Genomic DNA, 4,192 nt, shown 5'->3' on the forward strand with positions numbered 1-4,192 from the left:
GACAGGTCCGATGCTTCTTTTTTTAATGGATGCATGGCCTCTTCAGGCCGCTATGAACCTTCCACGCTGGAGGAATCCATGAAGACTGCCGCCGACATCATGACTACCACCCCCGTTACCGTCACGCGCGACACCACGCTGCGTGACGCGGCAAAACTTTTGCTCGACGGGCATTTCAACGGCCTTCCCGTAGTGGAAGAGGGCCGTCTCATCGGCATGCTCACGCAGTCCGACCTGATTTCCCTGGACAAGAAGCTGGAAACCCCAGGCTACTTTCTTCTGCTCGGCGGGGCAATCCCTATGCAGATGCCGGGCAAGTTCTCCCGTGAGCTGCGCCGCATGGCTGCAAGCACCGTGGGCGAAGTCATGAGCTCCGACCCTCACGCCATCACGCCCGACACCCCTGTGGAAGAAATAGCCACGCTCATGGTGGAGCAGCGCTACTACACGCTGCCCGTTCAGGAAAACGGTCGCATCGTAGGCGTCGTGGGCATGGAGGACCTGCTTAAAAGGCTTGCCGCTGAAGAATGATCCTCCTTCCGCGCTTCTTCTCCCTCTTTGCGCTCACTCTGGCAGCCATCCCCTTAGTGGGATGGCTTATTCTCATTTGTGCCGATTTTCTTTCCCTGGCCGACTGTCTTGCCCCCCAACCGGGCTGGCTGGTCTTTTCCCTCATCCTTTCCCTGTCGCTGTCGCTTCCGCCCGCCCTGTACGCCTGGCCCGACCGCTCCCGCACCATGCCGGATATTGCGCGGGAAACGGCCCGCGCCATACTGCTTGCCTTTTCCCTTTTCGCCCTGTTCTTTCTCGCCACGGCGCGCCCCCTTTTTCAGTGGCTCGGCATTCCTGCCATGCTCCTGCACCTGGCCGCCGCCAACCTCACCCCGCTCTTTTCCTGCCCCCTGATCTATATTTCCTATAAAATCAGTGCGCTCCTTCTTCCCAGGCCCGGCCCGGAAACGCCGCCTCCCTTCGCCATGAAACTGTTCGGCGTGCTTTCCCTTCTGCTCGTGCTTGCCCTCATCCTTCACCCCTTTGCCATGCCGGAGGCCCTCATGCCCCTCGTGCACGCCGGCAGGCTGGATATGCTCGGCGCGGCGTGGCGCTACCTCGTGCTCAGGCATGTCCTGGCCGTATGCGGCAATGCAGGCTTCGTGCCTGCCTGGGGAGGCTGCTGCCTCATATCCCTGCTGGACATGATGCGAGCCCTGCCCGACGCGGGTACAGCGTCGCTTGCCCTCATGGTCCTGCTTTCCGCACTCATGCTGGCAAGCTGCACTTGTCTTCTTCTGCCTTCCAGCCGCAGGTGGCTATGCTGAGCTGCTCCCGCCGCGCACGAAAGGCCAGATCCCGGCAGGTTCAGGAGGAAAAGCTTCTCATCCTGCCCGGCACCGGCCTTTCCTTTCTTTTCCAGCGCGACGGCTGCCGCACTCTGCGCATGTCCGTCATGGCCGACGGTACAGTGCGGGTGAAGGCTCCCCTGCACCTCGGCATGGAAGAGGTATTTTCCTTCATGCATGCGCGCCTTGCCTGGGTACGCGCGAAGCAGGATTTTTTCGCCGCGCATCGCGGTGCTCCCGCCGAGTTCCGCGCAGGGGCAAGCGTGTATTATCTGGGCAGGTCCTTCACTCTGCGCACCACGGATGCCGGAAGGAACGCCCGCGCCTGCCTGAGGGGAACGGAGCTGGAACTTCCCTGCCCTCTCACAGGCCATGACTCCGAGGCCCTGGAGCGGGCCTTTGTCCGCTGGCGACTGGAGACGGCGAAACTGGTGCTCGGCCGCCGCCTCGCCCGCCTGGAAAAATACGCGCGGGACGTGCTGGGCGACGCTCAAGCTCCCGCTTCCCTCACGGTGCGTTCCCTGAAGCGCCGCTGGGGAAGCTGTTCCGCCCGGGGAGACATTACCCTTGCCGCACAGCTTATCGCCCTGCCCCTGCCCCTCATCGACTATGTACTCTGCCACGAGCTGTGCCACCTCAGGCACATGAACCACAGTCCTTCCTTCCATGCCCTTCTGCTCCGCCTTCTGCCCGATGCGAAATCGAGGGCGGCGCGCATCCATATCTGGGCACTGGAGCATCCCCGCTGAAGTTCCGCCGGGAAAAACCGTCTTTCCGCCCACATGCCGGGGCTTCTCCGTCGCCCCACCGGAAGAAATATGGAAAAGCCCCCTGCAAAGGGCCGCCCGCCATCTTAACAAGCCCCACGTTTTGGCGTAACCTGCAAAACAACGCATTCTGTCACCTCATGCCCTTTCTGGAGACTTGCCATGGCCCTTGACCCTCAGGCGGGCAAACTGCCCCGCCCCGATCAGCTCACCGACATTCCCGTCCTCATTTCCTCCTATTATACCTGCGAGCCCTCCCCCGACGTAGCGGAGCAGGCCGTCAGCTTCGGCACGTCCGGACATCGCGGCTCCTCCCTGCGCACCAGTTTCAATGAAGCCCATATTCTTGCCGTGACTCAGGCCGTGTGCGACGTGCGCAAGGCCGAGGGCATCACCGGCCCCCTCTTCCTCGGCAAGGATCCCCATGCTCTTTCCGAACCCGCCTGGCGCACCGCGCTGGAAGTGCTCGCCGCCAACGGCGTGGTGACCATGGTACAGACGGGCCACGGCTACACCCCCACCCCCGCGATCTCCCACGCTATCCTGAGCTGGAACCGCCAATCTACGGCCACGGCCGACGGCATCGTCATCACTCCTTCCCACAACCCCCCGCAGGACGGCGGCTTCAAGTACAACCCCCCCCACGGCGGCCCGGCCGACACCAGCCTCACCGCCCGCATCCAGGATCGCGCCAACCAGCTTCTGGAAGACGGCAACCGCGATGTGAAGCGTATCAGCCTGTACAAGGCCCTGCGTTCCGGCCTGGTGCAGGATCACGACTATGTGACCTCCTATGTGAACGACCTCTGCAACGTCATCGACTTTGCAGCGATAGCCAAAGCGGGACTCAAGCTCGGCGTGAATCCCCTGGGCGGCGCAAGCCTGGCCTACTGGGCCCCCATCGCGGAAAAATACGGCCTGAACATTGAAAATACCAACAATCAGTACGACCCCACCTTCCGCTTCATGCCCCTCGACCACGACGGCAAGATCCGTATGGACTGCTCTTCCCCCTACGCCATGGCCGAACTTCTGAAGCTGAAGGACAGCTTCGACATTGCCTTCGCCTGCGACCCGGACTCCGACCGTCACGGTATCGTCACGCCCGAAGGACTCATGAATCCCAACCACTACCTTTCCGTGGTGGTGGACTTCCTCATCCGCGACAGCAAGGACGGCTTCCGCAAAGCATGGCGTCAGGACGCGGCTATCGGCAAAACGGTAGTCACAAGTTCCATGCTCAATCGCGTGGCCGAATCCCACGGCCGCAACGTCATGGAAGTGCCGGTAGGCTTCAAGTGGTTCGTTCCCGGCCTGCATTCCGGTACCTGCTGCCTGGGCTGCGAAGAAAGCGCCGGCGCTTCTTTCCTGCGGGCCGACCGCCTGCCTTGGAGCACCGACAAGGACGGGCTCATCCTCTGCCTGCTTGCCGCCGAAATCACGGCCAAGACGGGCAAGAACCCCGCCCAGCTCTACCATGAGCTGGAAGAAAAATTCGGCGCTCCCGTGTACCGCCGCATCGACTCCCCCATGACGCCGGAAATGAAGGCCGCCTTCAAGACCATCTCCCCGGACGACGTGAGCATGAAGGAACTGGCCGGTTCCCCGGTCAAGGCCGTACTCACCAAGGCCCCCGGCAACAACGCTCCCTTCGGCGGCCTGAAGATCGTCACCGACGACGGCTGGTTCGCAGTTCGTCCTTCCGGCACGGAACCCATCTACAAACTCTACATGGAAGACTTCAAGGGTGAGGAACACTTCCAGAAGATGCAGGAAGAAGCGCAGGCCTTCCTTTCAGGCCTTGCCAAGGCGTAATTCATTGTAAGCACAGCATGAAAAAAGCGCGGCCCGGCCGCGCTTTTTTCATGCCTGCCGAGCAGGGACGACGTTGCCCCGCAAAGCGCCCCACCTCTGTGCGGCCTGCCAACCTCTCCACGAGCCTGCATGAAACGGAAGCGAGCCCTCCCCGGATATCGGAATGCCGGAAAAAGAGCTTTGCCCGTTCCCCAGAAAGAGCCTCCGTCTCTTCTCCGTCACGAGCATGTCACTGCCAAAAAATGCTCGCCGCGCAATCCCTCGTCTTCC

The 4,192-nt window shown here is 61.9% G+C and carries 4 protein-coding genes; all 4 read left to right on the forward strand.

The window, feature by feature from the left end; genetic code table 11:
- Positions 1 to 531, forward strand: a 531-nt coding sequence (locus tag K8W16_RS06940; RefSeq protein WP_304122407.1) for a CBS domain-containing protein, incomplete at its 5' end; no start/stop codon positions are given.
- Positions 528 to 1,319: a hypothetical protein gene (locus K8W16_RS06945; protein ID WP_304122409.1), complete on the forward strand. Its 792-nt coding sequence runs from the start codon at positions 528 to 530 to the stop codon at positions 1,317 to 1,319. The genes K8W16_RS06940 and K8W16_RS06945, both read left to right, overlap by 4 nt.
- Entirely contained in the window at positions 1,313 to 2,089 is a 777-nt protein-coding gene (locus K8W16_RS06950) for a M48 family metallopeptidase (protein ID WP_304122411.1), read from the forward strand. Before K8W16_RS06945 ends, K8W16_RS06950 begins: the two co-directional genes overlap by 7 nt.
- Positions 2,090 to 2,269: 180 nt before the next feature.
- Positions 2,270 to 3,922, forward strand: a complete 1,653-nt coding sequence (pgm, locus tag K8W16_RS06955; protein WP_304122413.1) for a phosphoglucomutase (alpha-D-glucose-1,6-bisphosphate-dependent) — start codon at positions 2,270 to 2,272, stop codon at positions 3,920 to 3,922.
- Positions 3,923 to 4,192: the final 270 nt, after the last annotated feature.

The organism is Mailhella massiliensis (genome assembly GCF_020741395.1).
Classification (GTDB): domain Bacteria; phylum Desulfobacterota; class Desulfovibrionia; order Desulfovibrionales; family Desulfovibrionaceae; genus Mailhella; species Mailhella massiliensis_A.

Bases quoted from the DNA above. Each gene is read 5' to 3' on its own strand.
- K8W16_RS06945 (WP_304122409.1), top strand. From the start codon at position 528: ATGATCCTCCTTCCGCGCTTCTTCTCCCTCTTTGCGCTCACTCTGGCA.
- K8W16_RS06950 (WP_304122411.1), top strand. From the start codon at position 1,313: ATGCTGAGCTGCTCCCGCCGCGCACGAAAGGCCAGATCCCGGCAGGTT.
- pgm (WP_304122413.1), top strand. From the start codon at position 2,270: ATGGCCCTTGACCCTCAGGCGGGCAAACTGCCCCGCCCCGATCAGCTC.